Genomic DNA, 24,861 nt, shown 5'->3' on the forward strand with positions numbered 1-24,861 from the left:
GCGGATCACATCTCCATGCCGAGTTTTTCGGCGACGGCGAAGATGTCCTTGTCGCCGCGCCCGCAGAGGTTCATCACCATGATGTGGTCGGCCGGCTTCTCGGGCGCGATCTTGCTGACCACCGACAGCGCGTGCGAGGGCTCCAGCGCCGGGATGATCCCCTCGGTGCGGGTGCAGAGCTTGAAGGCCTCCAGTGCCTCGTCGTCGGTGACGGAGACATATTTCACCCGACCGCTCTCGTGCAGCCAGGCGTGCTCCGGCCCGATGCCGGGGTAGTCGAGACCCGCCGAGATGGAGTGCGCGTCGATGATCTGGCCGTCCTCGGTCTGCAACAGGTAGGTGCGGTTGCCGTGCAGCACGCCGGGACGCCCGCCGGTCAGCGAGGCGGCGTGCTTGCCGGTCTCGATCCCGAAGCCCGCGGCCTCGACGCCGTAGATCTCGATGTCCGGCTCGTCCAGGAAGGGGTGGAAGAGCCCCATGGCGTTGGAGCCGCCGCCGATGGCGGCCACCAGGGAATCGGGCAGGCGGCCTTCGCCTTCCTGCTCTTCCAGCTGCCAGCGGGTCTCGGTCCCGATCACGGACTGGAAATCGCGCACCATGGCCGGATAGGGGTGCGGGCCCGCCACCGTGCCGATGATGTAGAAGGTGTCCTCGACGTTGGCGACCCAGTCGCGCAGCGCCTCGTTCATGGAGTCCTTGAGGGTGCCGGTGCCGGAGGTCACGGGAATCACCTCGGCGCCCAGCAGCTTCATGCGGAAGACGTTAGGCTTCTGGCGGCGGATGTCCTCTTCGCCCATGTAGACCACGCAGGGCAGGTTGAAGCGCGCGCAGACCGTGGCCGTGGCCACGCCGTGCTGGCCCGCGCCGGTCTCGGCGATGATGCGCTTCTTGCCCATGCGCTTGGCCAGCAGGATCTGGCCCAGGCAGTTGTTGATCTTGTGCGCGCCGGTGTGGTTCAGCTCGTCGCGCTTGAAGTAGATCTTCGCGCCGCCCAGCTCCTCGGTCAGGCGCGCGGCGTAGTAGAGCGGGCTCGGGCGGCCCACGTAGTGCTTCAGGTAGTAGTCGAACTCGGTCCAGAAATCCGGGTCGGCCTTGGCGTCGGCGTAGGCCTTCTCGACCTCCAGGATCAAGGGCATCAGGGTTTCGGCGACGTAGCGTCCGCCGAAGATGCCGAAATGCCCCTGCTCGTCGGGGCCGGTTCTGTAGCTGTTGAGCGGCTTGGCCATGCTCTTTGTCCCGCAGTTTCGTGCCTGATTGAAAGCGCCGCGCACTCTGCCCCAAGACGCAGTCCGGGGCAACTGCCGCCCGCGCGTTTTTGCCTTGGCTTAGAGGCCCTTGGCGATGGCGAGCAGCGCCTTGATGCGCTCCGGGTCCTTCTTGCCGGGCTTGGACTCGACGCCGGAGGAGACATCGACCCGCCGTGCGCCCGAAATCTTCACCGCCTCGGCTAGGTTGTCGGGCGAGAGGCCGCCCGCCAGCATCCAGGGCCGCTTCCAGTCGCGCCCGGCCAGGATCTTCCAGTCGAAGGAAAGGGCGTTGCCGCCCGGCAGGGCGTCCTTCATGCCCTTGGGCGGCTTGGCGTCGAACAGCAGGCGGTCGGCCACCGGAAGGTACTTGTCGGCGGCCTCCAGGTCTGCGGCCTCTGCGACCGGCAGGGCCTTCATCACCGGGTGGCCGAAGCGCTCCCGGATCTCCGCCACGCGTTGCGGCGTCTCCTTGCCATGCAGCTGCACCATGTCGAGCGGCGCCGCCGCCAGGATCGAGGACAGCAGGTCGTCGCTGGGATCGACGAAGAGCCCGACGCGCAGCGCCCGCTCGCCCGCATAGCGGCAGAGCGCCGCGGCGCTCGCCGGCGCGACGTAGCGCGGACTCGGCGGATAGAAGACGAAACCAAGCAAGTCCGCCCCGCCCGCCAAAGCGGCGGAGACGCCTTGCTCGTCCGACAGCCCGCAGATTTTCACCTCGATCGCCATAGCGCCTTAGGTAATGCAGCCGCGCGGCGCCGTCTAGTGCGAGCGTCGTCTCTTATTTGAGGCCGGAAGCCTTCTTCCCCGACTCACCCGGCATGAGGCTCTTCCTGAAACGCGGGATAAACCTGGTGCAGCGCCATGAGGGAGAAGGCCAGCAGGAAGGCGTGGAAGATCATCTTGGCGAGGAACTCCACGATGGTCTGCTCCCAAAGGCCGTACCCGGTCAGGAAACCGAGGATGGCGCCGATGGCCGCCCCCGCAAGGCCGCCCATGATCGAGCTGGCGATCGTCAGCAGGGCGCAGATGGCGAAGAAATGGAACTGACGCTTGAGCGCTCCCCCGAGCGCCCCGAAGACCGGCATCTTGCTCCCTACCACCAACCATCCCGCAAAGAGGGCTCCGGTCAGGGAGTACGCCAGTGCGCTGGCGAGCTTGAGGATGGCGATCGAGCCGATAGAGGTGATCTCCAACCCGAGCGGGCCCGTGATCAAAGCCTCGCTCGCAGCGATGACCACGCCCGCGACCACGCTGATCAGGATTGTGCCCGCGACCGCCCATAGGAAGGTTACCGCGAAGGGCCGCGGCCAGCGCCGGATCTCCAGTGACTGCTCCAACCAGGGCACCCAAAGCGCCGCGAAGAGCGCGACCGCGATCACCTCTATCACTTGATAGCCGTAAAGAAAGGGATCGACGCCGACGTCCGCCTTCCAAAGCAGGAAGACCGCGAACATAGCCACCAGGGAAAGGGGCAAACCAAACCCCAACATCGCCTTCCAGTTCTTGAAGGCGATCTTGAGCGAGTCGCCCAAGACATCCTGGAGGTTTTCCTGATGCGCCGAAGGTTGCTCGTCCTGCGCCGTCACCATGATCCCACCGCCCTTTGATCCCGCTGCCCTTTGACCCTACTGCCCTTTCGGTCGACTTGCGCCTTTGAGCACAGCCATGATGTTCGATATATGTTCCTGCGCAGCTTAAAGCGGCTTCAGGCGGGAGGGAGCGTCATTTTTGTCTTATTTTGTCGGCCCGGACCTGTCAGTTGGGCGGGACCCAGCCGCTGATCTGGCGGAAGGCGCTGGCCAGCAGCGCGAAGAACGCGGCCTGGACCAGCAGGATGCCGATGGCGGAGAGGATCACGCCCGCCACCCCGCCGGTGAGGCTCGAAAGGAAGACCGAGACGATGTAGACCGGCGGCAGGGTTGCGATGGCGGCCAGCAGCAGCGCCATGCTCTGGCCTTTGGTCTGGTTCCAGGAATGGCGCAGGCTGTAGCTCTCCTGCAGCGCCCGGGCGGGCAGCACGAGGCCCAGACGCAGCAGCAGCCAGAGCGAGACGCCGAGACTGATGAGGGCGATGGGCAGGAACTGAGCGAGGCTCGCCGGCCCTCCCGTGGGCAGCCCCAGGACCATGATCCCGAGGTTGGAGGCCAGCGCACCGGCGAGACTGGACACGATCAGGATGCCGAGCAGGCTGAAAAAGAGCTTCATCACGGCCTTGATCTCACGCGGCCAGAGAAGCGGCGCGCCCCCGGCGCCCAGCAGCAGGTAGCGCAGCCAGCCATATCCGAAGACCGCCATGGGCAGCATGGAGAAAAGCAGCAGCGGGATCAGGAAGGAGGCAAGGTCCTGCATGGTGATCTCGCCGCTCTCGATGCCGCTCATCACGATCAGCGTGATGCCCGCTTGAAGGGCCGCAGGCAGCGCCATCAGGCGCAGCAACGCGGGCAGATTGCCGAAGATCGCCAGAAAGACGTCCCGAACCGTTGGGCCGACCGCCAGATCGCGCACCGGGCCCGGCGGCGGTCCGGAAGAGGCGCCGCCGCCCTGCTGGCCGCCAATCTGCCTGTCCTGGGGGTCCTCGGGGTTATGGGGGTCGCTCACGCGCTATCCAACTCCTCGATGATGCGTTTGGCGGCGGCGGCGGGGTTGTCGGCGCCGGTGATGGGCCTGCCGATCACCAGATAGTCGGCGCCTTCGGCGACGGCCTGCGCCGGGGTCATCACGCGCTTCTGGTCGCCGCTTGCGGCCCAGGCCGGACGGATGCCCGGCACCACCAGCGTGAAGGTCTCACCGCAAGCCGCGCGCAGGGCCTTGATCTCCCGCGCGGAGCAGACCACGCCGTCGAGCCCGCAGTCCTGCGCGAGCCGCGCCAGGGCGACCACGCGTTCCTCCATCGGCCCCTGGATCCCGACCTCCTTCAGGTCCGCCTCGTCCAGGCTCGTCATCAGCGTGACGGCGATGACCAGCGGCCGTTCGACTTCCAGGTCCTCCGCCGCTTCGCGCGCGGCCTCGGCGGCGGCCTCCATCATGGCCCGTCCGCCCGCGGCATGGACGTTGACGATCATGGGGTGCAAGTGACAGGCCGCGCGGATCGCGCCCGCCACCGTGTTGGGAATATCGTGGAACTTCAGGTCGAGGAAGAGCGGCTGGCCGCTCACCGCGGCGCGCACCCCGTCCGGGCCGTTGGCGGTGAAGAACTCCTTGCCGATCTTCATGCCCCCGACCAACCCGCGCAGATCCTTGGCGAGCGCGGCGGCGCGGCTCAAGTCCTGGGTGTCGAGCGCAACCAGGATGCGCTCTCGGGGCGATGGATCGGACATGGGGCGCTGCTCCTTTGCTTTCGGTTAGCGCCGCTGTAGCACAAGTTGGGCCGCAGCCAAATCGGCAAGGCCGAGTCCGACCGATTTAAAAAGCGTGATCTGGTCATAATAGCGCCGTCCCGCCCGCTCGCCGCGCGTCAGCTCGAAGAGGTCGGCGGCGATGTCCTCTGGCTGAATCGCACCCGCCGCCAGCGCAGCGGCGAGCTCGCCCGAGCGGTGGGGCGTCTCTTCCCGCGAGTCCACGAACAGCCGCGCGCGCCGCAGGGTGGCGGCGTCGCACTCGGAGACCTCGAGTCTCGTGGAGCCCACCAGGTCGAGGTGCTGTCCTTCCTGAAGCCATGCCCCTTCGATCAGGGGGTCGGGGCTGCGGGTCGCCGAGCAGATGATGTGCGCGCCGCGCACCGCCTCGCCCAGGTCCTCCGTCGCCGCCACGCGGAAATCGCGCCGGTCCAGGCGCTTGGCGAGGCGCTTGGCCCGCCCGGCGTTGCGGCTCCAGATCAAGACGTTGCAGATCGGGCGGACCTTGGCGTGGGCTTCGATCAGATGGCCGGCCATGGCCCCGGCTCCGATCATCAAGAGGCGTTCGGAATCCGGTCGCGCGAGATAGCCGGCCGCCAGCGCCGAGGTCGCGGCCGCGCGCCTGCGCACCAGAAGCGCGCCGTCGATCAGCGCCACCGGCTGTCCGCTGCGCCCGTCCAGCAGCAGGTAGCTGCTCATCTCCACGGGGGTGTCGCGTTCCTCGTTGCCGGGAAAGGCCGTCGTGATGCGCAGGCCGACGAAGCGCCCAAGCTGCCAGGCGGGCAGGAGCGAGAGCCTTGCGCCGGGTCCATCGAGGGTCGGCAGGTCGAGGTCCAGGGGGCCGGGCTGCACCTCCTGCCCGCGCCAAGCCTGGCGCAGGCGCTCGACCGTCGATTCCAGGTCAAGGGCTCCGGCGACATCGGAGGCGGCAAGGATGCGCATGGCGAGGCGGAGCGGACCGTCCGGACGGCAGCTAGCCGCGCGCGCTGGTCAGGCGCGCCTGGCCCCCGCCGGGCCCTTGCGCCACGCTATCGTTGGCGGCGCTGCGCAGCTGCTCGCTGCGCTTCAGGTTTGCGATCTGGCCTTCCATCTCCCGCAGTTTGGCCGCCGCCTCGCGGGCGCGCTTTCGGCTTCGTCCGGCGGTGAACCACATGGCGATGCCGCCCAGGATGAATCCGACCAGCGCGGCCAGCAGCAGCACCAGATAGAGCGGCGCCGTCAGGCTCAACTCCAGCGGCCAGATGTCGATCACGACGGGTTGGCGGTTCGACAGTGCGAAAACCACCGCGACGATGGTGATCGGCAGGGTGATGATCCAGGAAAGATGCTTCACGGGGCCGGACCCTCTCTTGCAAGGAATGAGGCGCGATCACTCGCGTTGGCTCAGGCTAGCAGGCGGTCTGGAATTTGGGTAGAGGCGGCAGGCGGGCGCCGGCCTACTCGTCGTTCAGGCGTTCGCGCAACTGCTTCCCGGTCTTGAAGTAGGGAACGACCTTCTCCTCGACCTCGACCTTCTCGCCGGTGCGCGGATTGCGCCCGATGCGCGCGTCCCGCTGCTTGACCGAAAAGGCCCCGAAGCCGCGCAATTCGACGCGGTCGCCCCGCGACAAGGCGGTCGTGATCTCATCGAAGATCGTGTTCACGATGCGCTCGACGTCACGGTGATAGAGATGCGGATTGATTTCAGCGATGCGCTGTATCAATTCGGACTTTGTCATCTTGGACGAGTCTCCCCTACCCTGCTCTCGAGCCCGGTCTCCGCTCCCGTTCGGTGACCGACCCACGTTTCTTTGTATTCTTGCCTTCCGAAAGAGCGCCCTGACCGGCTCAAAGAGCCCCTGGCATCCTCCCAAGGCCGATGACGCTGCCAGAGGCGCGGCGCACAGTCAAGACTAAGTGCTTATATTGCCACGTTTTTTTGGCGGCATTCTAAATACTTCATCAAAGAAAAGGGCCCGGCGTCGAACACCGGGCCCTCTTATCGGCTCATGCTGACCCGCCAGCGGCGGGAGAGAGCTTACTTCTCCTCGGCGTCGTCGGAGGCCTCTTCGGCCTTCTCTTCAGCCGCGTCCTCAGCCTTGTCCTCGGTCTTCTTGGCTTTGGCGGTCTTGGTGGCCTTGGCGGGAGCCTTCTTGGCCTTGGGCTTCTCTTCGCCCTTTTCCTCAGCGCCTTCCTTGGCCTGAGACAGGGCCGCGCCCAGGATGTCGCCGAGCGAAGCGCCGGAATCGCTGGAGCCGTAGTTCTCCATCGCTTCCTTTTCTTCCTCGATCTCGCGGGCCTTGATCGACAGGCTCAGCTTGCGCGACTTCCGGTCCACGTTGGTGACCTTGGCGTCAACCTTCTCGCCCACGGCGAAGCGGTCCGGGCGCTGCTCGGAGCGCTCGCGGGAGAGATCGGCCTTGCGGATGAAGCCGGTGGCCCCGTCCGTGATCGCCACCTCGATGCCGTTGTCGTTCACCTCGGTGATGGTGCAGGTGACGACGTCGCCCTTCTTGACGCCCGCGATCGCGGCGGCGAAGGGATCGTCGGCCAGCTGCTTGATGCCAAGCGAGATGCGCTCCTTCTCGACGTCGACGTCCAGCACCTTGACCTTCACCATGTCGCCCTTGTTGAAGTCCTGGATGGCCTCCTCGCCGGAACGGTTCCAGTCCAGATCGGACAGGTGAACCATGCCGTCGATATCGCCGGGCAGACCCACGAAAAGGCCGAACTCGGTGATGTTCTTGATCTCGCCTTCCAGCTCGCTGCCCGGGCCATAGTTGGCCTGGAAGCCGTCCCAGGGGTTCTCCATGGTCTGCTTCAGGCCGAGCGAGATGCGGCGCTTCTGCTCGTCCACGTCCAGCACCATGACCTCGACCTCCTGAGAGGTGGAGACGATCTTGCCCGGGTGGATGTTCTTCTTGGTCCAGCTCATCTCGGAGACGTGGACCAGGCCCTCGATCCCGGCTTCCAGCTCCACGAAGGCGCCGTAGTCGGTGATGTTGGTGACGCGGCCGATGAACTTGGCGCCGACCGGATACTTGGCGGCCACGCCCTCCCAGGGGTCGGCCTCAAGCTGCTTCATGCCCAGGGAGATGCGCTGGGTCTCGGCGTTGAAGCGGATGACCTGGACGTCCACGGTCTGGCCGATGGAAAGCGCCTCGCTCGGGTGGTTGATGCGCTTCCAGGAAATATCGGTGACGTGCAGCAGGCCGTCGACGCCGCCCAGGTCCACGAAGGCGCCGTAGTCGGTGATGTTCTTCACCACGCCCTGGAGCACCTGGCCCTCCTTGAGGTTCTCGATGACCTCGGCGCGCTGCTCGGCGCGGGTCTCTTCCAGAACCGCGCGGCGGGACACCACGATGTTGCCGCGGCTGCGGTCCATCTTCAGGATCTGGAAGGGCTGCGGGGTGCCCATCAGCGGGCCCACGTCGCGCACCGGGCGGATGTCCACCTGGCTGCCGGGCAGGAAGGCCACGGCGCCGCCCAGGTCGACGGTGAAGCCGCCCTTGACGCGGCCGAAGATGGCGCCGGTGACCCGCTCGCCGGCCTCGAAGGCCTTCTCCAGCTCGTTCCAGGACTCCTCGCGGCGGGCCTTCTCGCGGCTCAGCATGGCCTCGCCGGAGCGGTTCTCCATGCGCTCGAGATAGACCTCGACCTCGTCGCCGGCCTTCAGCTCGGCGGGCTTGCCGGGGGAGGAAAACTCTTTCAGGGCGACGCGGCCTTCGGACTTGAGGCCGACGTCAACCAGCACCTCGTCGCCTTCGATGGCGATCACGGTGCCTTTCAGGACGCTGCCTTCGAGACGCTCGGACTGGCCGAGGCTCTCTTCGAGGAGCGCTTCGAAATCTTCTTTCTGGGGGGTGGCTGTAGCCATGGGTAAAGGATCGTCCTCTTCGCTTATTCGTCGCTATCCGGGCCAGCCGGTTTACCGGCGGTCTTCCCAAGGTTCGTCGATCTTCTCGTCTTCGATCGGCCCCGGGCGTTAATCGAACAGTCAACGCTAGAGGTTAAGGAGCCCTACTCGGTTCGAAAGTCACTGCGGCTCGCGGGGTTCCATGCGCGAACGCAGATAAGACAGGGCCGCGGCATAGGCCGCGTCGATGTCCAGCTCGGTCGTGTCCAGTACGAAAGCGTCTTCGGCGGGCTTCAAGGGCGCTTCCGCCCGTTCGCTGTCGCGTTTGTCCCGCGCGGCCATCTCGTCCTGGACGCGCGCGTATATAGACTCCTCTCCGCGATCAAGCAACTCCTTATGTCTCCGGCGCGCCCGCTCCTCCAGGCTCGCGGTGACGAAGATCTTGGCCTCGGCCTCGGGGCAGATCACCGTTCCGATGTCCCGCCCGTCCAGGATCGCACCCGCCTTTCCCTCCGGAGGATGGGCGGCGAAATCCCTCTGGAAAGCCAACAGCGCCCGGCGGACGCCCGGATAACTGGCGACCTGGCTCGCGGCCTGGCTGGTCGCCTCGGCGCGCAGGTCGCGGCGCTCCAGGTCGCCGGGCGAAAGCTTCTCGGCGACCGCCGCTGCGGCCCCGGCGTCCAAAGGGTCGCCGCCTTCGGCCAGCAGGCGCGCCGCGACGGCGCGGTAAATCGACCCGGTGTCCAGATAGGCGAAGTCGAGGCTGGCGGCGAGACGGCGGGCGAGCGTGCCCTTTCCCGCGCCGGCGGGCCCGTCGACCGCCACGATCACGCCGCTTCCTCCCTGGTCAGCTTTGCGCCGATGGAGCCCATCAGCCCGGCAAAACCGGGAAAGGAGGTCTCGATCGGCTTGGCGTCGTCCACCGTCACGGCCTGTTCGGCGGCCAGGCCCAGGATCAGAAAGGCCATGGCGATACGGTGATCCAGATGGGTGGCGACCCGTTGCCCGCCCTTGGGGCGTCCGCCGCAGCCCTCGACCGTCAGATCGTCCTTCCCGGCCTTCAGGGCGACGCCGCAGGCGGCGAGCCCCTCGGCCATGACGGCCAGACGGTCGCTCTCCTTGACCCGCAGTTCCTCGAGTCCGGCGAAATGACTGCGGCCTTGCGCGCAGGCGGCGGCGACGAAGAGCACGGGATACTCGTCGATCATGGAGGGCGCGCGCTCGGGCGGCACCGAAACGCCCTGGAGGCGGCTGGCTCTAACGCGCAGGTCGGCGATCGGCTCGCCCGCCGCTTCCCGCCGGTTCTGTTCCTCGATGTCGCCGCCCATCTCCCGCAGCGTTTCGATCAGGCCGATGCGCGCCGGGTTCATGGCGACGTCGGGCAGCAGCAGGTCCGAGCCCTCCAGCAGAAGCGCGGCCACGATGGGAAAGGCGGCGGAGGAAGGATCGGCGGGAACCTCGACGGCGCAGCCGTGCAGCTCGGGCTGGCCGGTCACTCGGATCGAGCGGCCTTCCGGCGTGTCGTCGATCTCAAGGTGAGCGCCGAAGGCGCGCAGCATGCGCTCGGAATGGTCGCGGGTGGCGACCGGCTCTATCACCTCGGTCACGCCGGCGGTGTTGAGTCCGGCGAGCAGGATGGCGGATTTCACCTGGGCGGAGGCGACGGGAAGCTTGTAGCGCAGCGGCAGAAGACTGTCGGAGCCGACCACCGTCATGGGCAGACGCCCGCCTTCGCGGGTGATGAACTGCGCGCCCATCCTGCCCAGCGGGACCGTGACCCGCCCCATGGGACGGCGTCTGAGCGAGGCGTCGCCGGTCATGACGGAAACGATGGGGTGGCTCGCCAGGATGCCGGACAGCAGGCGCGCCGAGGTGCCGGAGTTGCCCAGGTCCAGCACGTCCGACGGCTCGCAGAGCGCGCCCAGGCCGCGGCCCCAGATGCGCCAGGCGCCGTCCTCTTTCCGCTCGATCTCGGCGCCGAGCTGGCGCATGGCGGCGGCGGTCGAGAGCACGTCCTCGCCCTCCAGCAGGCCGCTGATGCGGGTCTCCCCGACGGCAAGGCCGCCCAGCATCACCGCGCGGTGCGAGATCGACTTGTCGCCCGGGACGCGGGCGCGGCCGGTGAGCCTTTCGGACGGATGGGCGGTCAGCGCGGTCATGCCTCTCTCTTCCCAGCGGTGCGGGCCTCGTTCCTACCTGCAAAAGCACAGGCTCACAAGCAGCGCAGCCCGGTGGCGCCGCTTCGCGGATTTATCTTTTGACAGCCGGGGCCGATCATGGCAATTGCCGAAAAGTAGCTTACCAATGCGCCGGCCGGTCTGGCTGCCTGCCGCGCACCGCCTATCCGAGGGGAGCCTTTGCCGTGACGAAAGCCGATTGGGGAACCAAGCGTATCTGCCAATCCTGCGGCGCCAAGTACTACGACTTGAAGCGCACGCCCATTGTCTGTCCCAAGTGCGGTACCGCATTCGACCCGGACGCGTCCTTACGCGCCCGCAAGGTCAAGGCCGCCAAACCGCCCAAGCCCGCAGCAGCGAAGAAGGCGGTCGAGGACGACGAAGAGGAGCTGGAGGACGAAACCCTCGACGACGAGGAAGACGAAGACGAGGACGAGGATTCCAAGGAAGTCTCGCTCGACGCCATGGCCGACGACGAGCTCGATGACAGTGACGACGACGAGGACGAGGACGACGAGGCCAACTACACAAAGGGCATCAAGCCCACTCTCGGCGACGACGACGATGACGAGGATGACGACGACGAGGAGCTGGACGACGACCTGGACGACGACCTGCTCGAAGACACCGACGACCTGGACGACGACGACGACCTCAACATCGATATCGAGAAAGACGACGAGGAGCGCTGAGGCAGGCGCCGGAAGCAGATTTTTTCTCTTGCAGTTCGGCTGAGCCGACACTAGTTTCCCGGCTCGCGGAGGACGGGGGCGAAATGACCCCGTGCGATCCGCCGCTCCCCGCCTCGGCCGGGGGGTTCCCAAAAGACCAGATACCGGGGCCGTAGCTCAGTTGGGAGAGCGCTACAATGGCATTGTAGAGGTCAGGGGTTCGACTCCCCTCGGCTCCACCAATCAAGACCCCCAGGCAAAACCTGGGGGTCTTGTCGTTTGAGGCTGCGGCGTCGCTCGACGTGAAGGGTTAACCGGCCCCATGAAGGGATAGCCCGCCGCCGGAGGCGATGCTGGCCTCGTTCGATTCCCCGCCCAGCTCGCGGCGGAACAGGCCCACGAGGGCCAGGGCCATCAGCAGGAGCGCGTAGGTGTCGAAGGTCGGGTACCCGATCCAGAGCAGGGCGCTGTCGTTGGCGGCCGCCGTGACCAGCGGATAGGGAGCCGCGGCGAGCAGCCAGACGAACAGCAGGCGCTCGCGCCAGCGCCAGGGGTTGCGGCGGCGCAACAGAAGCTGCAAGCCGATCAAGGCTGCGGGGATCAGCAGCGCGAAGGTATGCAGCCAGGAGATCGGCTGCACCAGGAAGGCAAGCGGGAAGCAGGCCGCGAAACCGAGGTCGGCCAGGGCGGCGAGCCGCCGCTCGCGGTGCGGCGCGCGCTCCTTCGCTTGACGAAGGCCCCGCCCGAGACGCCACGCCAGAAGCGCCATCCCGCCCGCGGCCAGCGCACAGAAGCCGACGGCCAGCCAGGGCGCGTCGATGAGCGGCGTGTTGGCAGATGCGCCGAAGACCGGGCTTACCATGCCCAGAAGAGAGGCGTTCCAGCCGGCCCCGAACCAGGCGGCGGCGAAGAGGGCGTTGGAATAGTCGAGATAGACTGCGCTGCGGAACAGCACCATTGGCAGCGAGCCGAGCGCCAGGCAGGCCGCCAGCGACCAGAGCACGAGGCGCAAGCGCCCCGAGCCGAGAAAGAACAGCAGCAGCAGCACGAGCCCTGGAACCTGAGTGATCAGGAAACCCAGCAGGACGCCGGCCCTGGGGTCGTTTGCGCTGCGCGCAGCGGTCCAGAGGAAGACCACCGCGGGCAGCAGCAGGAGATAGGGCTGGCCCAGGCAGAGATTGAGCCAAGTGGGAAAGAACAGAAGGCAGAAGGCGGCGGCCAGAAGCAAGCGGTGGCGGCCCGGACGGAACAGCCAGTCCTGGTGCAGCAGGCCAAGCGAGCGTTCCAGCTTCAAGAGCGCCAGAAGCAGGCAGAGAAAGGAAACCGCGCTGAAAAGGTAGAAGCTGGAGGTCAACGGCATCTCGGTGAAGGGTGCTGCCAGCAGCAGCATGACCGGGGGCAGCAGTAGGGATTGCGGCCGCGACACGACGCTGAGGCGGCTCGCCGGGCCGGCGTCCTTCAGAACGCTGGGCGCGGCGGCCTCCCAGCTCGCCTGGCGGTAGGGGTCCTCGCCTTCGACAAGCTGGTGGGCGGCGATGTAGATGTTGAGATAGTCGCCGCGCCAGGGTTCCTGCGCCGTGGTCATCAGTGCGGAGATATAGCCCCAGGCGATAAGCGAGAGCAGCAAGGCCAGCCCCACATAGGCGGCGCGCCGGTTCGGCGCGGCGGCCTTGTCCGCTTTTCCGCTCAAAAGGGGGTTCGCCCGTCTCTCCATGCTGCCGATGCCTTACTCCAATCCGCGGATTCGCCGCTTCCGGACCCCAGGATAGAGGCACGCAGCTAAAGAAAGCTTAAAATGCCGGAAGCGGCGGTCGCTTTTCATGCCGCTTGATACAGGGACGGCGCTTCACCATCTTTCAGTCAGGCCTCAGCGGCGCCTTTCGGGCCGCGGGGTTGGGACCGGCGGCGCGGAGCGTACCGGCCGCCCATAGAACGCAAGACGTCCTTGCTCGTACCCTTGAGGAGGATTCGGACGAAATGTCTCGGGTTTCCCTGTTCAACAGCCCGCTCATGCTGGGCTTCGACCAGTTCGAGCGCACGCTCGACCGTATCAGCAAGGCTGCGACCGACGGCTATCCGCCCTACAACGTGGAGCAGGTCGGCGAGCAGCAGATACGTATCACCCTGGCGGTCGCCGGCTTCAAGCCGGAGGAATTGAGCGTCAGGATCGAAGATCAGCAGCTGGTGATTCGCGGCAAGCAGATCGACGAAGGCGAGCGGGTCTATCTCCACCGTGGGATCGCCGCGCGCCAGTTCCAGCGCAACTTCGTGCTTGCCGAGGGGATCGAGGTCACCGATGCGACCCTCGACAACGGGCTATTGCACATCGACCTTCTGCGCCCCCTGCAGGAGCCGGAGGTCAAGACCATAGAGATCCGCAGCGCCAAGGGCAGTGGCCCCAAGACGATCGGGGCGGGCGAGAAGAACTAAGGAGACCAGAGCGCGATGTTTGAAGAGACAGCAAGACAGACCCCCCTCTCCCCCCAGGATTTCGAAACCCTGGGCATGGACCGTATCGCCTATGCCAAGCCGGTCGAGGTCGATGGCCAGCCGATGGTCGCGATCCATTCCGCCGACGGCAACCAGTTGGCTCTGGTCGCGAGCGAAGAGGCCGCCTGGGCGGCGATCCGCCAGAACGACCTGGAGCCGGTCCGGCTCAACTAAGAGACTGAAGTCCAGAAAATCGGATGGAAGGCCGGGCGGTCAGGCCGCCTGGCTGTCCGCCTGCTCGTTGAGGATGGCGTAGATGCCGTCCGCCGAGTCCGCGCCGCGAAGCTTGTCGCAGGTCGCGCGGTCGCGCAGCACCCGGCTGACGCGGGCCAGCGCCTTCAGATGGTCCGCCCCGGCGCCTTCGGGCGCCAGCAGCACGCAAATCAGGTCGACGGGCTGTTCGTCGATGGCGTCGAAGTCCACAGGGGTCTCCAGCCGCGCGAAGAGGCCGTAGAGCCTATCCAGCTCGGGCAGCTTGCCGTGCGGGATGGCGATCCCGTTGCCCACGCCGGTGGTGCCCAGGCGCTCACGCTCGATCAGCACCTCGAAGATGGCGCGCTCGGGCTGGCCCGTGATTCGGCTGGCGCGCTTGGCCAGCTCTTGCAGGGCCTGCTTCTTGCTGCCGGCTTTCAAATCGCAGAGCACGGCGTCCGGAGCGATCAGGTCGCGCAACTCCATTTCATCACCTCGATTGAACGGCTTGGTTCAAGATCCGCCATTTCCGGTCGGGTCGATCCAGCCGATGTTCTCATCGCTGCGGCGGTAGACCATGTTGATCCCGCCATGACTGCTGTTGCGGAAGAGCATCGCCGGGAGGTCCGAGAGGTCCATGCGCATGACCGCCTGACTGACGGTTAGCGTCGGGATCTCCGTGGTCATCTCCGCGACCACCAGCGGCATGTCGTCGCCGCCCGCGGGGCTGTTGTCCTCTTCCTCCTCGTCGGACACCTGCCCGGCGAGAATATACTGCTGCGCGATCATGGTTTCGCGCTGCTCCATCTTGCGGCTGTGGTCCCGCAGACGGCGCTTGTGACGGCGCAGGCGCTTGGCCAGATGCTCCGCCGCCATGTCGAAGGCCGGGTAGGGCTGGTCCGCCTCGGCGCTGCCGATGGCGTCCACGCCGTGCCCGATGTGGGCCGACACGCTCACCTTGAAGAGGTGCGCCTCCCGGGCGATCGTGACAGTGGCCTCGATGGCGTCCCCGAAGTACTTATCGAGGATCGTCGCGAGACTGGTCTCGACATGCTCACGGAAGGCATCGCTGACGTCCACCTGACGTCCCTGAACAGAGACTTGCATAGCGTGTCTTATCCGGATTTCCGACTGTTTTTGATGGTGGAGAGCATTCCTCTCCTCGCCAAATGAGGCGCGACCATATGGGCGAGCCTGGGTGAAGTCAATAGCAGCCGGCGCCATCGGGAAATTGGCCGAAGCCGCCACTTGTTCTCCTGTCCGCGACGATAGCATTGCTGCCGTAGCGGTTTCCAGCAAAAGCCCGAAACCCCTGATCTAGCGAGGCTTTGCGACCGCTTGTGCCTTGGCGCGCAGCTCGCGTTTGCGCGCCGCGGAGCCGGGCATGTGGAGTTGTTCGCGGTACTTGGCGACCGTGCGGCGCGCCACCTCCACGCCCTCGGCGGCCAGCGCCTCAGCCAAAGCGGCGTCCGACAGCACCTCGCCGGGCTTGCGTTCCGCAGCGATCTTGCGCCGGATCATGGCCTTGACGGCGCTGGCGGCGATCTCTCCCGCGTCGCCTTCGCCAGTGTGCTTGCCCGAGAGTTTCGCGGAGAAGAAGACCCGCAGTTCATGCAGTCCGCGCGGCGTTTCGACCGTCTTGTGCGCGACCGCGCGGCTCACCGTCGATTCATGGAGCGAGAGCGCATCGCCCACGGCGCGCAGGGTCAGGGGCCGCAAGGCCTCCATGCCCGAGGCCAGAAAGCCTTCCTGGTGATTGAAGATCTCCTCTGCGACGCGCAGCAGCGTGGTCTGGCGGCGGTCCAGCGCGCGGCTGAGCCAGCGCGCGTGCTGAAGACGCTCGGAGAGGTATTCCCTGTCCTTCTTGCGCTTCGACCCGGCGCGCATCTCGGCATAGTACTCGCGGTCGATCAGGACCTTGGGCAGGGTCGCCGAATTGATCTCGATCCGCCAGCCGCCACCGGTCATCGGCTTGACCAGAATGTCGGGGGCCAGGATCTGCGGGTCGCCGCGCTCGAACTCGGCGGCGGGGCGCGGGTTGAGGCCCTTCAGCTTGCCGATCGCCTCCTGGAGCCCGGCGGCGTCGGTGCCGCAGAGCTTCTGAAGCGCCGCGTAATCCCGCTTGCCGAGGAGCGGCAGGTTTTCCAGGAGGATCCTGGTCGCCTCGTCCAGCGCGCCCGCCTCGCGCAACTGGATCGAAAGGCATTCGGCCAAGTGGCGGGCGAAGATGCCCGGCGGGTCCAGGGTTTGCAGGCGCTCCAGCACCGAGGCGACCTCGCTGGCCGCGGCCCCGAGGTGCGCCGCGGCGTCTTCGAGCGGCTCCTGTAGGAAGCCGCGCTCGTCCAACAGGGTCAGCAGGTGAAAAGCGATGCCGCGCTCCGCCGGATCGTTGAAGGACAGGCGGATCTGCTGGGTCAGGTGGCTGAGCAGGTCCGGCTTGCCGGCGATCCGTTCGCTCCAGTCGCCGATCTGGTCGCTCGCGCCGCTGCCTGCGCCCGCGCCGCCGCGTAGTCTTTCGCGCTGCAGGAAGGGGTTGCCCTCGACCTGCTGCTGCACGAACTCGCTCAGCTCGGCATGGGTCATCTGCAGCAGCTTGACCGACTGCTGCATCTGAGGGGTCAGCGCCAGGACTTGGCGTTGACTGGGTTTTAGAGAGAGGCTGGCGCTCTGGGCCATGGGAAACGGCCTTTCCCGCGCCGTTACATGGAAAAGCGGTCGCCCAGGTAGACGCGGCGCACGTCCTCGTGCGCGACGATCTCTTCGGGCGCGCCTTCCATCAGCACAACGCCTTCGTGGATGATGTAGGCCCGGTCCACCGTGCCGAGGGTTTCGCGCACGTTGTGATCGGTGATGAGCACACCGATGTTGCGGTCCTTCAGATGCAGGACCAGCTCGCGGATATCGTTGACCGCGATGGGATCGATGCCGGCCAGGGGCTCGTCCAGCAGGATGAACTGAGGATTGGACGCCAGGGCCCGGGAAATCTCGACCCGGCGCCGCTCGCCGCCGGACAGCGCCATCGCCGAGGTCCGGCGCGGCAGATAGCCGACGCCGAGGCGCGCGCGCCGGTACATCGGCAGGTCGCTGATGTCATGCCCGTCCAGCGTCACCCAGCCGGTGTCGGGAGAGATCAGGCCGGTGATGATGTAAAAGCAGGTGGTTTTGCCGGCGCCATTCGGCCCCAGAAGGCCAACGGCCTCCCCGCGCTGCACCGAAACGGAGACATCCCGCAGAACCGGCCGCTTCTTGAAGGACTTGCCGATGTTGACGGCATGGAGGCCGTTGTTCGCGGCGACGAGACGGGGGCCGCCGGCCCAATCCTCCGGTTCGTTCTCCGCGTCCTCTGGCCGCTGCCTGGTCTGATCCATGCTCAATTCTGCTCCGGTTTCTCCTGGGGCAGCAGCAGTCCGCGAACGCGCTGTCCGCTGCCCGGCGGGCCGCCCAGCATCCGGCTGACGCCGGTCTTGAGGTTCACCTCGGCGTAGCCGCCGTTCAACTGGTTCTCGCCGCTGGTGATCTTAACATCGCCTTCCAGCGTCGCCAGTTCCTGATCCGCATAATATACGCCGCTGTCGCCGCGCGCGTAGTCCTTCGGCGTGGAAACACGAACATCGCCGGTCGCATCGACACGCTCAAGCACGAGATCGTCCTCGCCGTCCGGGCCCGCGACGAAGAAGGCTTCCATGAAATCGGCGGCGAGACGGCGGTCTTCGCGCACCACGGTCGCGTTGCCCCGCGCCAGGGCGCGCTGCTCGGCTTCGAAGTACTCCAGGCTTTCCTCGGCGGTGATCTCGTCGGTCTGGGTGGTCAGCCTCAGATCGTCGCCGGTGATGATCATGTGGGCTGTGTCCAGATCATAGACTGCGCGGTCGCCGGTCACCTGTTCACGCGGGGTGAAGATGCGCACGTTGCCGATCGCCATGACGCGGTAGATCGCCGAGGTGTCTTCGCCGCGGTAGAGGGCGCGCAGTTCGTCGGCCAGCACCGTCACTTCGCCGCGCGCCGCCCGGGCGCTGCCGCGCGCGATATAGACCTTCTGGTCGCGGCGCCATTCGATGCCGTTGGTGGCGGTGATCTCCAGGGGTCCCTTGGAACTGCCGAGCCCGACGGACTGGGCGGCGGCGCCTCCGACATCCAGACCGGCGCCAAGCGCGATCAGGCCCATCGCCATGGCCAAGCCCAGCCCGGTGGTTCGGATTGCGCGCAGGTGCCGCGGGGTCATTGGGGGTCCGCTTCCTTCTCGTTCGTTTCTGTCCCGCCGTTTGGCGGAACACTATCACCGCTTGTGGGTCTTTCGTAAAGCACCACCCGGCTCTGCCCGTCCAGGAAGATGATGCGGCCCTCGTCGACCAGGCGGAATCCTTCGCCTTGAAGGTCTCCCTCTGGGGCCGAGCCGACGACCGGCGTCTCGCTGACGGCGCGGCCTTTCTTGACCAGAATGCGCACCGAGTCGGTCTCCAGGGTAATGCCATCCTCGTGGTGCAACTGCACGCCGCCGTCCAGGCGCACGATCTCGGCCTTCTCGTTGTAGACGCCCTTGGGCGCCTCCACATCGACCCACTGTCCCCCTTCCATCTGGACCTTGGCCTTGGGCGCGGCAAGGTCGATCAGGTTTTTGTTCGCCCGTTCCTGGGAGGCTTCGTCGGCGGTGATGATGAAGGGCCGGTCGTCGCTGTCGTAGCTCTCATAACGGGGGTTGCGCATCTTCCGCGCGCTCAAGTCCTGCTCGGTCACCTCCAGCGATTCGATCGCGACGCGGCCCTCGTCGCGCAGTTGCGGCCAGATGAAGATCAAGAGGATGAGCCCCACCCCGATCGCGGGCAGGGCAAGCTTCATGAAGCCGACGAAGGCCGAGTATCCGCTCAGAAGCGAATAGCGCGGCGGCGCGTCCGCGCCGGGTCCGCTATGACGATTGGCGTCGGCCACGCTCAAACCTCACCTTTCCAAAAGCCCAGTCCAGAACCCGGCGTCATGCCCATTCACGCTACGCCTATCAAGCCACGCCGGCCCGCAGGCAGTCGTGCAGGCGGATGATGCCCACCGGACGGTCGCCTTCGGTGACGAAGAGCGAGCTGATCAGATTCTCGTTCATGAAGCCCAGGGCCTCGGCGGCCAGGGCCTCGGGCCGGATCGTCTTGGGGGAGCGGGTCATCACCTCCCCCGCGGTCCGCTGCAAAAGGTCCTCGCCCATGTGCCGCCGCAGGTCGCCGTCGGTGATGATGCCGAGCAGCGCGCCTTCGGGGTCGGCGATGCCGATGCAGCCGAAACCGGCTGCCGTCATGCGGACGATGGCCTCGCTCATGAGAGCATCGGGCGGCGAAAGCGGCAGCTCGCCGCCACCGTGCATCACGTCCTGAACACGCAGGAGCTGGCCGCCCAGGCTGCCGCCGGGATGGAACACCGCGAAGTCGCTGGCCGAGAAGCCCTTGCGCTCCAGCAGCACCACGGCCAGCGCGTCGCCGAGGGCGAGCATCAGCGTGGTCGAGGTGGTGGGAGCCAGGCCCATGGGACAGGCTTCCGGCGCGCGCGGCAGTAAGAGCCTGATATCCGCCTGCTCGGCGAGCTGGGAGTCGCCGCGGGCGGTCATGGCGATGAGCGGGATCGAAAAGCGCCTGGTGTAGCCGATGATGTCCGCCAGCTCCGCCGTGTTGCCGGAGTTGGAAAGCGCCAGCACGGCGTCTTCGCGCCCCACCATGCCGAGGTCGCCGTGGCTCGCTTCGCCCGGATGGACATAGAGCGCGGGCGTGCCGGTGGAGGCCAGCGTCGCGGCGATCTTGCGCGCGATATGGCCGCTCTTGCCCATGCCCGTGACGACCAGACGGCCCTCCAGGCTTTCCAGCAGGTCGGCGGCCTTGGTCAGGCTGTCGTCCTCATTGAGCGCCGCGCTGAGAGCTTCCAGGCCCTCTCCTTCGATGCGCAGCACGCGCTGGGCGGCGCTGCGGTCGTCCTCAGGGGCCCGGCCCTTCTTGACGCTTGCGGGTTTGGCGTCGCTTTTCATGCAGCCAGCCTAATAATCCAAAATAGTGGCGCCGCGAAGGCGCGAGATCACTTTACAACAGTTATACGCGCCGGGCAGCCGCCCTATCTACGCGCCGGGCAATGGCCCCCCTTGCCCGTCTCGTGAAGCGGCAGAGCGCCGTCAGACGTGAGCGAAGATGTCCACCTCGGGCCATCCGGCGAGATCGAGGCGCGCGCGCCAGGGTAGGAAATCGAAGCAGGCTTGAGCCAGCTCGCCGCGCCCTTCGCGCGCCAGCATGACCTCCAGCTTCTCTTTCAGCCGGTGCAGGTAGAGAACGTCGCTGGCGGCGTAGGCGATCTGCGCTTCCGTCAACTCGGCGGCGCCCCAGTCCGAGGACTGCTGCTGCTTGGAGATTTCGACCTCCAGCAGGTCGCGGCAGAGATCGCGCAGTCCGTGGCGGTCGGTGAAGGTGCGCACCAGCCGGGAGGCGACCTTCGTGCAGTAGACCGGGCGGCAGGTCACGCCCAGGTCGCGCTCGATGACCGCGAGGTCGAAACGCGCGAAATGAAAGATCTTGGTCCGGCCCTCGTCGCCCAGCAGCGCCTTCAGGTTCGGCGCGGCGTAGTTGGGCTCGGGAAAGTGAACCAGATGCGCGCTGCCGTCACCGGTGGAGAGCTGCACCACGCAAAGGCGGTCGCGGTTGAGGTTCAGTCCCAGCGTTTCGGTATCCACGGCGAGGTCGCCGGATAGGGCGAGACCGTCCGGAAGGTCGAACTGATGCAGGGAGATGGACATGGGAAAGAGCCTCGAACCCGGAGTTTTCTCAAATGGAGGCGCCGCCCGCTCGTCCGGCGGCCCCGCTGCTGGCGAGAGTACGCGCTTTCGCCCTCAGGTCAATTGCCCTCAGGTGCCCCCGGGCGCCCTCGGGTCGATCGCAATCGCCCCTCAAGAAAGGCGCCACGACCCTAAAGGGCAAAAAAGCGTTATCGGATCGGGGAGAATGGTGCCCAGGAGAAGACTCGAACTTCCACTCCGGTTAAGGAACAGGTACCTGAAACCTGCGCGTCTACCAATTCCGCCACCTGGGCCCAGGTGAGAGCGGCTATTTAATAAGTACGCCATATCGGGTCAAGGCTTTTCCGAGGGGCCGGCGCCGAACGGGCGGTCCCCGGATGGGACAGGCGTCCGGCGGCGGCGGCGTGTTAGTTCTGTTCCCACTAGCGGGGTAGGCCTTTGCCGTTAATATTCCCGCGATGATATGCAGGGCCTGCGGCCTTGATGCCGCGGGCGGGGCTTGAGGCCTTTCCGCGTCGGGTCAGGCTGAGGTAGGCTCGCGAATTGGCGGTCGAGATAACAGGAAGCTCAAGAAAGGCAAAGCGATGGCAGGGCGACAAGTTACCATCTTTGGCGGATCGGGATTCATCGGACGCTATGTGGTGGAGCGCCTGGCGGACAAGGGCTGGACCATCCGGGTCGCGGTGCGTCACCCGCGCGGCGCCAACTTCCTGAAGCCTCTGGGCGACGTCGGGCAGATCGTGCCGATCCGCGCGCCCCTGCAGGACGCGGAGGCGGTCCGGGTGGCCTGCGAGGGCTCGGACGCCGTGATCAATCTGGTCGGCATCCTCTATGAGGCCGGGGATCAGACCTTTGGCGACGTCCAGGCCCTGGGCGCGGAGCGGATCGCCAAGGCCGCCGCAGCCGCCGGAACGGCGAAGCTGGTGCAGATCTCGGCCATCGGCGCCGATGACGACTCGCCAGCCGACTACGCCCGATCAAAGGCCTATGGCGAGAAGGCCGTGATGGAGGCCTTCCCCAAGGCCACGGTCCTGCGGCCCTCCATCGTCTTCGGACCGGAGGACGAGTTCTTCAACCGCTTTGCTGCGATGGCCAGACTCTCCCCGGCTTTGCCGCTGATCGGCGGCGGCAAGACGCGCTTCCAGCCGGTGTTCGTAGCCGATGTCGCGGACGCCGTGGTGAAGGCCCTGGAGGATCCGAAGGCCGAGGGCAAGACCTACGAGCTCGGCGGGCCCAAGGTCTACAGCTTCAAGGAGCTGATGGAGTTCCTGCTGGAGACCATCGGGCGCCGCCGCTTCCTGGCGCCGCTTCCGGTGCCGCTCGCGAACCTTCAGGCGGCGGTGCTGGAAAGGCTGCCCGGTCCGCCGCTCCTGACCCGCGATCAGGTCAAGATGCTGGAGCGGGACAACGTCGTCGATCCGGGCATGCCGGGCCTGATGGATCTGGGGATCGAGCCGCGCGCGCTTGAGGCGATCGTGCCCGCCTACCTGCAGCGCTACCGCAAGGGCGGCGGCTTCACGACGGCCGAGGTCTGAGGGCCCGGCTTAAAGCGCCGCGGCCCCGCCGCCATAGAGCAGCCAGAAAAGAACCCCCGCCAGCAGCACGCGGTAGATCACGAAGGGCGTGAAGCTGGCCCGCTTCAGCCAGGCCATCATTAACGCGATTGCGATCAGGGCGGAGAAGAAGGAGAGCGCCAGCGCCACCAGCGCGCTTTGCGTCAGCGCGAGGTCGCCGATCTTGTAGAGGTCGAGCGCGGCGAGCGTGCCCGCGCCGAGGATCGCGGGGATCGAAAGCAGCATGGAAAAGCGTGCCGCCTCGGCCCGCTCATAGCCGAAGAAGCGCGCCGCGGTCATGGTGATGCCGCTGCGGCTGGTCCCCGGGATCAAGGCAAGGCACTGGGAAAGGCCGATGAGGCCGGCCTGGACGAGAGTCAGGTGCTCGACCCGGCGCACGGTCAGGCCCACCTTGTCGGCGACATAGAGCAAAAGCCCGAACAGCAGGGTCGTCCAGGCGATCACCTCCGCGCTGCGCAGGGTCTGGGTGATGAAGTCCTTGGCCAGAAAGCCGACCAGGATGACCGGCAGCGTGCCGATCAGCACCGCGACCGCAAGGCGCGCGCCGGGACCGCGCTGGCCGCCGAGCAGTTTGATGAAGCCGCCCGTCATGGCCGCCAGATCGCGCCAGAAATAGAGGCAGACCGCGCCCAGGGTGCCGCAGTGGACCGAAATGTCGATCAGCAGCCGTTCGGACTCGCTGAGGCGCGCCGCCTCGGCCCCGGCGCTGTCGAACAGCGCCCAGGTCAGGATCAGGTGGCCCGAGGAGGAGACCGGAAGGAACTCGGTGACGCCCTGCACCAGCGCCAGGATCAGAAGGAAGAGTATCGGCAAGCTTGACCCCGCTCGGTCTTGCGGCAATTTACCCATCAGGGCCCGCGCCCTTGCCGCTGGGCTTACACCAATCCCCCGCCGCGCCGCCAGGGCCTAGATAGTCTCAAAATCGGACTATTAGACCTGATGCGGGCGGATAAAGGGCGAAAATCTCCAAAAGCCGGGAACGCGCGCCGGACAAATAGTCAACACACTTGACCTATTTTGCGCTTTAGACTGGATTTCCGCGGGTCTTTGACGTATCTACCCTTCCACGGACCGCGTCGGCGGCCGCTCAGCACAAAAGAATCATGACGGAGGAAGGGCCTCATGGCTAAGAAAATGCTGCGCTTCGTGGATTTGGAGAAATCCATGCCGCACAAGCGGGCCGCCGAAGAGCGCGCAAAGGATTTCGGGGAGATCTATGACGAGTACGTGCCGGAAGCCGCCGCCGATCAGGCCGGGCGCTGCTCCCAGTGCGGCGTCCCCTTCTGTCAGGTTCACTGTCCGCTGCACAACAACATCCCCGATTGGCTGAAGTTGACCGCCGAGGGCCGCCTTCAGGAGGCTTACGAGGTCAGCCAGTCCACCAACAACTTCCCGGAGATCTGCGGACGCATCTGTCCTCAGGACCGTCTCTGCGAGGGCAACTGCGTCATCGAGCAATCGGGCCACGGCACCGTCACCATCGGGTCGGTGGAGAAGTACATCACCGACACCGCTTGGGAAAAAGGCTGGGTGAAGCCCGCGACGCCGCGCCAGGAGCGCCGCGAGTCCATCGGCATCATCGGCGCGGGCCCCGGCGGCCTCGCCGCCGCGGAGGAGCTGCGCCGCCAGGGCTTCAAGGTGGACATCTACGACCGCTACGACCGCATCGGCGGCCTGATGATCTACGGCATCCCGAACTTCAAGCTGGAGAAGGAAGTGGTGGAGCGCCGCGCCAAGCTGATCGCCGACGCGGGCGTGACTTACCACACCAACGTCGACGTCGGCGTCACGGTCGGCTTCGAGGAGCTGCGCGCCAAGCACGACGCGCTTCTGATCGCAACGGGCGTCTATCAGGCCCGCGACATCAAGGCGCCGGGCGTCGGACTGAAGAACATCGTGCCCGCCCTGGACTTCCTGATCGCCTCCAACCGCAAGGGCCTGGGCGACGAGGTGCCGGCTTTCGACGACGGCAGCCTCAACGCCGAGGGCAAGAAGGTGGTGGTGATCGGCGGCGGCGACACGGCCATGGACTGCGTGCGGACCGCCGTGCGCCAGGGCGCGACCAAGGTATCCTGCCTCTATCGCCGCGACCGCCAGAACATGCCCGGCTCCCAGCGAGAGGTCGCCAACGCCGAGGACGAGGGCGTGATCTTCGAGTGGCTGGCCGCGCCCCAGGCCTTCCTGGGCGACGAGGCGGTCTCCGCCGTGCGCGCCTTCCGCATGCGCCTGGGCGTCGCCGACGCCTCCGGCCGCCAGACGCCCGAGCCGGTCGAGGGGTCCGAGTTCGACCTGGAAGCGGACCTGGTCATCAAGGCGCTGGGCTTCGACGCCGAGGCCCTGCCCAGGCTGTTCGACGTGCCCGAGCTTCAGGTGACCAAGTGGGGTACGCTGAAGACGGACTTCCGCACCTTCGAGACCAGCCTTGAGGGCGTCTTCGCCGCCGGAGACATCGTGCGCGGCGCCTCGCTCGTGGTCTGGGCGGTGCGCGACGGACGTGACGCCGCCCTGCAGATCGAAAAGTTCCTCGACAAGAAGGCCGCCGCCGCCAAGTCGGCGGCAGCCTGAGCCCCCGGGAAGGAGACCCTA

26 protein-coding genes and 2 tRNA genes are annotated in these 24,861 nt (G+C 66.5%); 6 read left to right on the plus strand and 22 right to left on the minus strand.

Annotation, left to right across the window (positions count from 1 at the left end; genetic code table 11):
• Positions 1–5: 5 nt before the first annotated feature.
• The 11 genes from trpB to aroA form a co-directional block, all read right to left on the minus strand.
• Positions 6–1,226 (minus strand): tryptophan synthase subunit beta, encoded by a 1,221-nt coding sequence (gene trpB / locus P8X75_09530; protein ID MEJ1995435.1) that lies wholly within the window; start codon positions 1,224–1,226, stop codon positions 6–8.
• A 99-nt stretch (positions 1,227–1,325) separates the two neighbouring features.
• A complete protein-coding gene (locus P8X75_09535) occupies positions 1,326–1,973 on the minus strand; it encodes a phosphoribosylanthranilate isomerase (GenBank protein ID MEJ1995436.1) in 648 nt (215 codons plus the stop codon).
• Positions 1,974–2,056: 83 nt separating this feature from the next.
• Positions 2,057–2,836, minus strand: a complete 780-nt coding sequence (locus P8X75_09540; GenBank protein MEJ1995437.1) for a hypothetical protein — start codon at positions 2,834–2,836, stop codon at positions 2,057–2,059.
• Positions 2,837–3,002: 166 nt separating this feature from the next.
• Positions 3,003–3,845: a hypothetical protein gene (locus P8X75_09545; protein MEJ1995438.1), complete on the minus strand. Its 843-nt coding sequence runs from the start codon at positions 3,843–3,845 to the stop codon at positions 3,003–3,005.
• Complete coding sequence (gene pyrF, locus P8X75_09550; protein MEJ1995439.1) at positions 3,842–4,564, minus strand: orotidine-5'-phosphate decarboxylase; 723 nt, start codon at positions 4,562–4,564, stop codon at positions 3,842–3,844. The genes P8X75_09545 and pyrF overlap by 4 nt, the downstream gene beginning before the upstream one ends.
• 24 nt (positions 4,565–4,588) lie before the next feature.
• Positions 4,589–5,524, minus strand: a complete 936-nt coding sequence (locus P8X75_09555; GenBank protein MEJ1995440.1) for an ornithine cyclodeaminase — start codon at positions 5,522–5,524, stop codon at positions 4,589–4,591.
• Between the two features lie 31 nt (positions 5,525–5,555).
• Positions 5,556–5,915, minus strand: coding sequence for a LapA family protein (locus P8X75_09560; GenBank protein ID MEJ1995441.1), 360 nt, complete (start codon positions 5,913–5,915; stop codon positions 5,556–5,558).
• A gap of 103 nt (positions 5,916–6,018) precedes the next feature.
• Positions 6,019–6,300 (minus strand): integration host factor subunit beta, encoded by a 282-nt coding sequence (gene ihfB, locus P8X75_09565; protein MEJ1995442.1) that lies wholly within the window; start codon positions 6,298–6,300, stop codon positions 6,019–6,021.
• A 299-nt stretch (positions 6,301–6,599) separates the two neighbouring features.
• Positions 6,600–8,438, minus strand: coding sequence for a 30S ribosomal protein S1 (gene rpsA / locus P8X75_09570; GenBank protein ID MEJ1995443.1), 1,839 nt, complete (start codon positions 8,436–8,438; stop codon positions 6,600–6,602).
• A gap of 159 nt (positions 8,439–8,597) precedes the next feature.
• Positions 8,598–9,248: a (d)CMP kinase gene (cmk, locus tag P8X75_09575; GenBank protein ID MEJ1995444.1), complete on the minus strand. Its 651-nt coding sequence runs from the start codon at positions 9,246–9,248 to the stop codon at positions 8,598–8,600.
• Positions 9,245–10,576 carry a 3-phosphoshikimate 1-carboxyvinyltransferase gene (aroA, locus tag P8X75_09580; protein MEJ1995445.1) on the minus strand — a complete coding sequence of 444 codons (1,332 nt, stop codon included), beginning with the start codon at positions 10,574–10,576 and terminating at the stop codon, positions 9,245–9,247. The genes cmk and aroA overlap by 4 nt, the downstream gene beginning before the upstream one ends.
• 203 nt (positions 10,577–10,779) lie before the next feature.
• On the opposite strand from aroA, the gene P8X75_09585 reads away from it, so the two are divergent.
• Positions 10,780–11,286 carry an FYDLN acid domain-containing protein gene (locus P8X75_09585; protein ID MEJ1995446.1) on the plus strand — a complete coding sequence of 169 codons (507 nt, stop codon included), beginning with the start codon at positions 10,780–10,782 and terminating at the stop codon, positions 11,284–11,286.
• Positions 11,287–11,431: 145 nt separating this feature from the next.
• Positions 11,432–11,507 (plus strand) — tRNA-Ala (locus P8X75_09590).
• Between the two features lie 68 nt (positions 11,508–11,575).
• Here the strand turns inward: P8X75_09590 and P8X75_09595 are convergent.
• A complete protein-coding gene (locus tag P8X75_09595; protein MEJ1995447.1) occupies positions 11,576–12,955 on the minus strand; it encodes a glycosyltransferase family 87 protein in 1,380 nt (459 codons plus the stop codon).
• A gap of 287 nt (positions 12,956–13,242) precedes the next feature.
• Between P8X75_09595 and P8X75_09600 the strand changes: the two genes are divergently transcribed.
• Positions 13,243–13,695, plus strand: a complete 453-nt coding sequence (locus P8X75_09600; protein MEJ1995448.1) for an Hsp20 family protein — start codon at positions 13,243–13,245, stop codon at positions 13,693–13,695.
• Positions 13,696–13,710: 15 nt separating this feature from the next.
• Positions 13,711–13,929, plus strand: coding sequence for a DUF1150 family protein (locus P8X75_09605; GenBank protein MEJ1995449.1), 219 nt, complete (start codon positions 13,711–13,713; stop codon positions 13,927–13,929).
• Between the two features lie 39 nt (positions 13,930–13,968).
• Here the strand turns inward: P8X75_09605 and ptsN are convergent, their stop codons facing one another.
• The 9 genes from ptsN to P8X75_09650 form a co-directional block, all read right to left on the minus strand.
• Positions 13,969–14,433 (minus strand): PTS IIA-like nitrogen regulatory protein PtsN, encoded by a 465-nt coding sequence (gene ptsN / locus P8X75_09610; GenBank protein ID MEJ1995450.1) that lies wholly within the window; start codon positions 14,431–14,433, stop codon positions 13,969–13,971.
• 27 nt (positions 14,434–14,460) lie between these two features.
• The gene (gene raiA, locus P8X75_09615) at positions 14,461–15,054 is read right to left on the minus strand and encodes a ribosome-associated translation inhibitor RaiA (protein ID MEJ1995451.1); all 594 of its coding nucleotides are present in this window, start codon (positions 15,052–15,054) and stop codon (positions 14,461–14,463) included.
• A gap of 210 nt (positions 15,055–15,264) precedes the next feature.
• Positions 15,265–16,623 (minus strand): RNA polymerase factor sigma-54, encoded by a 1,359-nt coding sequence (gene rpoN, locus P8X75_09620; protein MEJ1995452.1) that lies wholly within the window; start codon positions 16,621–16,623, stop codon positions 15,265–15,267.
• Positions 16,624–16,646: 23 nt separating this feature from the next.
• Positions 16,647–17,315, minus strand: a complete 669-nt coding sequence (locus P8X75_09625) for an ATP-binding cassette domain-containing protein (GenBank protein ID MEJ1995453.1) — start codon at positions 17,313–17,315, stop codon at positions 16,647–16,649.
• Between the two features lie 2 nt (positions 17,316–17,317).
• Entirely contained in the window at positions 17,318–18,169 is an 852-nt protein-coding gene (locus tag P8X75_09630; protein ID MEJ1995454.1) for an LptA/OstA family protein, read from the minus strand.
• The gene (lptC, locus tag P8X75_09635; protein MEJ1995455.1) at positions 18,166–18,873 is read right to left on the minus strand and encodes an LPS export ABC transporter periplasmic protein LptC; all 708 of its coding nucleotides are present in this window, start codon (positions 18,871–18,873) and stop codon (positions 18,166–18,168) included. The genes P8X75_09630 and lptC overlap by 4 nt, the downstream gene beginning before the upstream one ends.
• A gap of 67 nt (positions 18,874–18,940) precedes the next feature.
• Positions 18,941–19,945, minus strand: a complete 1,005-nt coding sequence (locus P8X75_09640) for a KpsF/GutQ family sugar-phosphate isomerase (GenBank protein MEJ1995456.1) — start codon at positions 19,943–19,945, stop codon at positions 18,941–18,943.
• Positions 19,946–20,086: 141 nt separating this feature from the next.
• Positions 20,087–20,701 carry a ribonuclease D gene (locus P8X75_09645; protein MEJ1995457.1) on the minus strand — a complete coding sequence of 205 codons (615 nt, stop codon included), beginning with the start codon at positions 20,699–20,701 and terminating at the stop codon, positions 20,087–20,089.
• Positions 20,702–20,907: 206 nt separating this feature from the next.
• Positions 20,908–20,994, minus strand: a tRNA-Leu gene (locus P8X75_09650).
• A gap of 291 nt (positions 20,995–21,285) precedes the next feature.
• Between P8X75_09650 and P8X75_09655 the strand changes: the two genes are divergently transcribed.
• On the plus strand, positions 21,286–22,236 hold the full coding sequence (locus tag P8X75_09655) for a complex I NDUFA9 subunit family protein (GenBank protein ID MEJ1995458.1): 951 nt from the start codon (positions 21,286–21,288) through the stop codon (positions 22,234–22,236).
• A gap of 9 nt (positions 22,237–22,245) precedes the next feature.
• Here the strand turns inward: P8X75_09655 and P8X75_09660 are convergent, their stop codons facing one another.
• Positions 22,246–23,088 (minus strand): undecaprenyl-diphosphate phosphatase, encoded by an 843-nt coding sequence (locus tag P8X75_09660; protein MEJ1995459.1) that lies wholly within the window; start codon positions 23,086–23,088, stop codon positions 22,246–22,248.
• Positions 23,089–23,397: 309 nt separating this feature from the next.
• On the opposite strand from P8X75_09660, the gene P8X75_09665 reads away from it, so the two are divergent.
• Positions 23,398–24,840, plus strand: a complete 1,443-nt coding sequence (locus P8X75_09665) for an NAD(P)-dependent oxidoreductase (protein MEJ1995460.1) — start codon at positions 23,398–23,400, stop codon at positions 24,838–24,840.
• The last annotated feature ends 21 nt before the right edge of the window (positions 24,841–24,861 follow it).

It is taken from the genome of Limibacillus sp., assembly GCA_037379885.1.
In the GTDB taxonomy this organism is placed as follows: domain Bacteria; phylum Pseudomonadota; class Alphaproteobacteria; order Kiloniellales; family CECT-8803; genus JARRJC01.

Coding starts and splice junctions, on each gene's coding strand:
- trpB (MEJ1995435.1), bottom strand. CDS start 1,226: ATGGCCAAGCCGCTCAACAGCTACAGAACCGGCCCCGACGAGCAGGGG.
- P8X75_09535 (MEJ1995436.1), bottom strand. CDS start 1,973: ATGGCGATCGAGGTGAAAATCTGCGGGCTGTCGGACGAGCAAGGCGTC.
- P8X75_09540 (MEJ1995437.1), bottom strand. CDS start 2,836: ATGGTGACGGCGCAGGACGAGCAACCTTCGGCGCATCAGGAAAACCTC.
- pyrF (MEJ1995439.1), bottom strand. CDS start 4,564: ATGTCCGATCCATCGCCCCGAGAGCGCATCCTGGTTGCGCTCGACACC.
- P8X75_09555 (MEJ1995440.1), bottom strand. CDS start 5,524: ATGCGCATCCTTGCCGCCTCCGATGTCGCCGGAGCCCTTGACCTGGAA.
- ihfB (MEJ1995442.1), bottom strand. CDS start 6,300: ATGACAAAGTCCGAATTGATACAGCGCATCGCTGAAATCAATCCGCAT.
- rpsA (MEJ1995443.1), bottom strand. CDS start 8,438: ATGGCTACAGCCACCCCCCAGAAAGAAGATTTCGAAGCGCTCCTCGAA.
- aroA (MEJ1995445.1), bottom strand. CDS start 10,576: ATGACCGCGCTGACCGCCCATCCGTCCGAAAGGCTCACCGGCCGCGCC.
- P8X75_09600 (MEJ1995448.1), top strand. CDS start 13,243: ATGTCTCGGGTTTCCCTGTTCAACAGCCCGCTCATGCTGGGCTTCGAC.
- P8X75_09605 (MEJ1995449.1), top strand. CDS start 13,711: ATGTTTGAAGAGACAGCAAGACAGACCCCCCTCTCCCCCCAGGATTTC.
- ptsN (MEJ1995450.1), bottom strand. CDS start 14,433: ATGGAGTTGCGCGACCTGATCGCTCCGGACGCCGTGCTCTGCGATTTG.
- raiA (MEJ1995451.1), bottom strand. CDS start 15,054: ATGCAAGTCTCTGTTCAGGGACGTCAGGTGGACGTCAGCGATGCCTTC.
- rpoN (MEJ1995452.1), bottom strand. CDS start 16,623: ATGGCCCAGAGCGCCAGCCTCTCTCTAAAACCCAGTCAACGCCAAGTC.
- P8X75_09625 (MEJ1995453.1), bottom strand. CDS start 17,315: ATGGATCAGACCAGGCAGCGGCCAGAGGACGCGGAGAACGAACCGGAG.
- P8X75_09630 (MEJ1995454.1), bottom strand. CDS start 18,169: ATGACCCCGCGGCACCTGCGCGCAATCCGAACCACCGGGCTGGGCTTG.
- P8X75_09640 (MEJ1995456.1), bottom strand. CDS start 19,945: ATGAAAAGCGACGCCAAACCCGCAAGCGTCAAGAAGGGCCGGGCCCCT.
- P8X75_09645 (MEJ1995457.1), bottom strand. CDS start 20,701: ATGTCCATCTCCCTGCATCAGTTCGACCTTCCGGACGGTCTCGCCCTA.
- P8X75_09655 (MEJ1995458.1), top strand. CDS start 21,286: ATGGCAGGGCGACAAGTTACCATCTTTGGCGGATCGGGATTCATCGGA.
- P8X75_09665 (MEJ1995460.1), top strand. CDS start 23,398: ATGGCTAAGAAAATGCTGCGCTTCGTGGATTTGGAGAAATCCATGCCG.